The 6,175-nt window shown below is 32.2% G+C and carries 5 protein-coding genes and 1 pseudogene; all 6 read right to left on the bottom strand.

Annotation, left to right across the window (positions count from 1 at the left end; translation table 11 throughout):
- Positions 1–619: pseudogene (gene gmpC, locus CD041_RS11455) on the bottom strand (dipeptide ABC transporter glycylmethionine-binding lipoprotein); the annotation flags it as partial.
- A 64-nt stretch (positions 620–683) separates the two neighbouring features.
- Positions 684–1,343, bottom strand: a complete 660-nt coding sequence (locus CD041_RS11450; RefSeq protein WP_002479268.1) for a methionine ABC transporter permease — start codon at positions 1,341–1,343, stop codon at positions 684–686.
- Between the two features lie 2 nt (positions 1,344–1,345).
- A complete protein-coding gene (locus tag CD041_RS11445) occupies positions 1,346–2,368 on the bottom strand; it encodes a methionine ABC transporter ATP-binding protein (RefSeq protein ID WP_002492178.1) in 1,023 nt (340 codons plus the stop codon).
- Positions 2,369–2,572: 204 nt separating this feature from the next.
- A complete protein-coding gene (locus tag CD041_RS12385) occupies positions 2,573–3,268 on the bottom strand; it encodes an ABC transporter ATP-binding protein (protein ID WP_226953087.1) in 696 nt (231 codons plus the stop codon).
- A gap of 81 nt (positions 3,269–3,349) precedes the next feature.
- The gene (locus CD041_RS12380) at positions 3,350–4,315 is read right to left on the bottom strand and encodes an ABC transporter transmembrane domain-containing protein (RefSeq protein WP_226953073.1); all 966 of its coding nucleotides are present in this window, start codon (positions 4,313–4,315) and stop codon (positions 3,350–3,352) included.
- Complete coding sequence (locus CD041_RS11435; protein WP_070648005.1) at positions 4,312–6,093, bottom strand: ABC transporter ATP-binding protein; 1,782 nt, start codon at positions 6,091–6,093, stop codon at positions 4,312–4,314. The genes CD041_RS12380 and CD041_RS11435 overlap by 4 nt, the downstream gene beginning before the upstream one ends.
- Positions 6,094–6,175: the final 82 nt, after the last annotated feature.

Raw genomic sequence — 6,175 nt, 5'->3', positions numbered from 1 at the left:
CAGCATCTGACTCAGATTTTTCTAAGTATATTGGATCTTTTTTAGCATCCAAACCTGATTTAGTAGCTACACCATTATTGATGACTGATAAATCAACATCGTCTAATGCTCGTGCCGTTTGTTGCGCATCTACAGCTTTAATATTTAAATGCTTAGGATTATCTTTAATATCTTTAATTGAACCACTTAAACCAAAATTGTCTTTTAATTTAATCAGTCCAGCAGCCTCAAGTAATTTTAATGCACGTGCTTGGTTTGATACATCATTTGGAATAATGACTTGTGCACCATCTTTGACATTTTTAATGTTTTTTACTTTTTTTGAATAGATACCTAACGGCGCCAACACAGTCGTACTTATAGCTGAGATTTTAGCATCTTTATGTGCTTTTTTATAAGCATTTAAAAATGCAAAGTGTTGGAACGCATTCATATCAATATCGCCGTCACTTAATGCTTTATTGGGCACATTATAATCTGAAAAATGTTTGATTTCGATATCAATATGATTCTTTTTAGCTAATTCTTTTACCTTTTCCCATGCAGCCGTATCATTTGAAGCAACACCTATCGTTACTTTTTTATTATTGCCACCACCACAAGCTGCAAGTACAAAAATAAATGCAAGTACTAAAGTAAATAATCTTTTCATACATACTTCCCCCTAATTTTACAAAATAAAGTTAATTTCGACGTAAACGTCGAGAAATAAAATTACCTAACGTTTGAATAAATTGAACTAAAATGACTAAAACAATGACTGTGATAATAATGACTAGAGTGTCAAAACGTTGATAGCCATATACTAAGGCTAAATCGCCAATTCCACCGCCACCTACAGCACCTGCCATTGCAGTGCTACCAATTAATCCTATGATTGCAGTTGTTATCGCTAAAACTAATGAGCCTAATGCTTCAGGTATTAAAAAGTAACGAATGATTTGTAACGGTGAAGCCCCCATAGCTTTGGCCGCTTCGATAATGCCATCATCGACTTCCAATAGCGAATTCTCTACTAAACGTGCAATATAAGGTGCAACATAGACGGTTAAAGGTACTATGGCAGCTGTAGTACCAATAGAGGTGCCAACCAATAGTTTGGTAAACGGCACAATCGCAATTAATAAAATAATGAATGGAATTGATCTTAAAATATTAATCATAGGATTTAAAAGTTGATGAATTACCGTATTTGGCCATATGCCATGACGTCTAGTAATAACCAATAATACACCTAAAGGAATGCCGATAAGCGCACCAATAATCAATGATATCGTCACCATATAAAGTGTTTCATATAAGGCTTGTAATAGTTGTGAGCTATCTATACTGGACCCAAACATTGTTAAACGACCTCCTCATATTCGATATGCTGTTGACTAAAATAATTTTCTATACGCGTTCGATCAACATCGTTAAGTTGTATATCAAGCCATAAATAACAAACTGTGTTCTCTTGTATGGCAGACATTGAAGAATATATTATATTGACATCCACACCATAATCGCGGATTAGCGTATTGATTAGTGGAGAAGTCACTTGTTGCGCATCTAAAAACAAACTATATACAACATGCGAGGTGTCATTTACCAATTTAAATAAAGCTTGTAATTGTGTTGAAGGTTCTGTATTAATCACTGTTGACACAAAGTTTTTAGTTGTCTCTGTTTGTGGGTGACTGAAAACTTCTTTAACCGTACCCAGTTCAATCACTTCTCCTTGTTCCATCACAGCTACACGGTTACATATTTTTTGGATAACACTCATCTCATGAGTAATCAACATAATTGTGACACCAAATGTTTGGTTAACATTGCTCAATAATTTAAGAATAGAACTTGTTGTAGCAGGGTCTAACGCACTGGTAGCCTCATCGCATAATAATATTTTAGGGTTGGTAACAAGTGCACGTGCAATTGCAACACGTTGCTTCTGCCCACCTGAAAGTTCATCCGGAAATTGATGCATTTTATCAGCTAAACCCACAAATTCTAGCATTTCTTCAACTTTTGCTTTAATCTCATCTTTATGTTTATGGCTTAAAATAAGTGGCATCGCGACATTTTTAAATACAGTCGCTGAATTCAATAAATTAAAATGTTGAAAAATCATACCGATATCTTTCTTAACATTTCTTAAGTCTTTTTCAGAATATGTATTAATATCTTTACCATCTACGATTACTTCACCGTCTGATACTTGTTCTAGTTGATTCACTAAGCGGACAAGCGTACTCTTTCCTGCACCGCTATAACCTATCACACCAAAGATATCATGCTTTTCTATTTTAAAAGATACATCTTTCAGAGCCTGTATCGTTTCACCTTTTTTGTTGAATCTTTTATTTACTTTTTTAAATTCAATCAATAGTATCCACCCTTTATTCCGATTAACTTAATATGATTATTATGCATTATATTGAATTATATGTAGCCCGTCAATACAATTTGCTGAAAATATTTAATATTCCGACTTTTAAATTTGTAATTTCAATTTAGCAAGCACACCAAAACCATAAAATAACGCTCCAATTAAAATCTTACGATTCCAATTGAAACGTTATTTAAAAGCTTAAACACCATTCACTTTCCAATCACTACTTTTCCGCTGTAATGTAACCAGGTGTTGATATAAATCCTGATTAGACATTAATTCTTGATGCTTTCCTTTTTCCACAATTTTTCCATCTTTCAACACAATTATTTGATCACAATGTTCAATTGTTTTTAAGCGATGTGCAATAACAATGACCGTTTTATCTTGAATCAGTTTACTGATTGCTTCTTGAATAAGCGTTTCGTTTTCTGGATCTAAAGATGATGTTGCTTCATCCAATAAAATAATTGGCGCTTGCTTTAAAAATGCTCGAGCAATAGAAATTCTTTGTCGTTCGCCTCCAGATAAAGTCTGACCGTTTTCACCAATTATAGTTTGATACCCTTCTGGTAATTTATCTATAAACTGTTGGCAATTCGCCATTTTTGCTGCCGCATAAATCTCTTCATCTGTAGCCTGATAGTTACCAACTTTAATATTATTAAATACCGTATCATTGAAAAGTGTGACATCTTGAAATACAAATGAATAATACGACAGTAAGTGTTCGGGATGGATGTCATTAATGTTATGACCATCAATTGTAATATCACCTGTTTTTAAGTCCCAAAATCGACATGCTAATTTCGAAAGTGTACTTTTTCCACATCCAGAAGGCCCTACTAAAGCCGTAATCTCTCCCTGATGTGCTGTAAATGTGACATCATGAATAACCTGGTTCTTATTGTATCCAAAAGATACGTGATTAAAGTGGATATCAAATTGTGAAAGTTGAATATCTTTTGAACCGCCCTATTCTTTTATATCAAATATATCTTTAATACGTTTAGCACTTACTAAAGAATAAATAAATTCTCCTATTTTATATAACGAATTTGTTAAAGGATCATATATACGCACTGCAATAAACACAAATAAAATAAATCCCAGTATACTTAATTGTTGATTTACAAGTAATACCGTTCCTACTAGTACCATAATTCCCAAACCCATGCGAATGATATTATAAGAAATAGATATAAAGAGCCCTACTAATATTTCATAAAGTATAGACCATGGTACTATAGCCCTGATTGTTTGTTTCAATTGTTGAATATATTTCTCTTTTTGATTAGAAGATTTTATCACTTTTATATTTTCTAAGTATTCTTGTAGTGCTTCTGAAATATTAAGTTTCAATTGTCTATTCTTTTTATTTGTAGCAGCAGTTGCAAATTTAGATATCGCAATAAACAATAAAGCAATTGGCATAATCCAAAATAGTATGGCTGACATTTGCCAATTGTAAAAACTGAGCACAATTAATGTCACCATGCTTGATACTATACCAGCAATTAAATTAGCAAAGTCGCTCGTTAGTTGCTTTTCAATTACGGAAACATCATCCATTAACGTACTTGTAAAATCACTTAAATCTCTACTACTTAAATAAGATAAAGGGAGTTTCCTGAATTTCTCTGCCAATCTTATGCGCATGATAGCAGTTTCTTTGCCCGAATTAACATACATTTGCTGATAGGTCTTTAGATATATCATATATATTAAAGTAAGTAAAGTTAAGCTTAATATAATATATTTCCAAAGATTAATTGTGTGAGGTTCTCCTATTTTTATATGGCTTATCATTTCATCTGTTAGCATAATAAGTAATATCACAGGTAAAATAACTGATAATTGATGAATTGAGGTAAATAATGTTGTTTTATATAAATCACGTTTCCCTTGTTTAGATAAAGAAAATAATGTTTGTATGTTCATCTTTCCACCCCTATTCTCCAATTAACACTTTGCTGATAATTATTATACATTCGTGCATAAACACCATTTTCTTTCATTAATGAACGATGTTGTCCTTGTTCAACTAATTCTCCTTCGTCAATGACTAAAATTTGATCCGCATGCGTCACTGTAGACAATCGATGCGCTATCATGATAACGGTCTTATTTTTCATCATTGAATTAAGTGCTTGTTGGATTTTATACTCATTCTCAGCATCACTAAAGGCTGTTGCTTCATCTAATAGAACGATAGGGGCATCTTTCAACATTGCCCTAGCTATTGTTATTCTCTGAATTTCTCCTCCTGATAAATAGATACCTGATGTACCAAACACGGTATCTAAACCGTTAGGCATTTTATTAATAATTTCACGACATTGCGCTTGATCAACCACGCGCTCAACCTCTGCCTTTGTAGCATCTGGTTTATAAAAACGAATATTTTCTAACAAACTAAGTTTAAATAGTTTCGTCTCTTGAAACACAAAACTAATATTAGACATTAAATCTTCATATGACATTTTCTTTACATCGACACCGCCTACTAATACAGAACCTTCATCCACATCATAAAATCGAGTAATCAAATTAAATATTGTTGACTTTCCACTTCCAGAAGGACCTACAATTGCAGTGACACTATTAGGATGACATGTAAATGATAATTTATTAATTGCTTTTTGTTTCATGTCTTCATATGTAAAACTGACCTTATTAAAAGTAATATCAAAACGCGTAGGTTTTATAGAAATCGTTGGCATTGATAATGCTTTTGCTTTATATATTTTTTTGTCAAGATGATCCATTGCATGAAAAATAATCATAGCTTTATATGAACTTTCCATAATTCTCATCAACATAAATGCTACTAGTGGTGTAAAAATTACAAAGAAAATATAACTTAAGAGTAGGGATTTTAGCTGCTCTGAATGATTAAAGAAGATAATGGTTGCCGGTATAAGAAAAGAAAAAATACCATAAACACAAACGATATAACCGCTCATCGCTTTCTTCATTGATAATGCATAACTTACGGTAAAATCCCTATAATTTTCGATAGCATGATTAAATGATTTAAATGAAAAAGCAGTTTGCCCAAATATTTTTACTACTGATATACCACGAACGTATTCAACAACATCATTACCCATATTTGCTGATGCTTCTTGATATTTTTCTAAAAACGCTTTGCTATCTTCTCCCATCATAAATTTCAAAAGAAGAAAACCTAAAATAACTGGAATTAAACAAATAAGAGATAGCTTCCAATCAAATATAAAAATCAATACTAAAAAAGCGATTGGTGTCGTTAATGCCTGTGCCATATCAGGCAACTGATGTGCTATATAATGTTCAACTTCTTCAGTATTCTTTTCAATAAGCTTACGTAATTTACCACTTTGTCTTTTCTGAAAATATCCTAACGGCAATTCGTTCATATAATCGATAAGTGTTATTCGATATTTAGCTACAGTGTTAAATGCCACTATATGAGATAGTAGTAAAGCTAAACCATAAAACATAAATGCGACTGATACATAAATAACAGATTGCCATCCAAAATATGTCATCTTCTCAATGACTGATTTATTTAAATTACCTTTCGCTGACAACATACTTTCAATAACATAATAAACATTCAAATACGCGCCTAAACTTATAACACTCGAAACAACAGACAATAAAATCGCTAAATAAAACAAATATTTATACTTTCCCATGAGTGTTTTTAATTTGTCTAAATGTTGGTTTTTCATATAAATTTCGAGACTAAGCTACTCATGTTCATTTTAAAAGTTGCTTGACGACCGAAAATAGCGTCATCTCTTCTCCTTTCTT

The sequence above is a fragment of the Staphylococcus lugdunensis genome (assembly GCF_002901705.1).
In the GTDB taxonomy this organism is placed as follows: Bacteria; Bacillota; Bacilli; order Staphylococcales; family Staphylococcaceae; genus Staphylococcus; species Staphylococcus lugdunensis.
The sequence above is the reverse complement of the archived record's forward strand: the minus strand, read 5'-3'. Positions and strand labels throughout refer to the sequence as shown.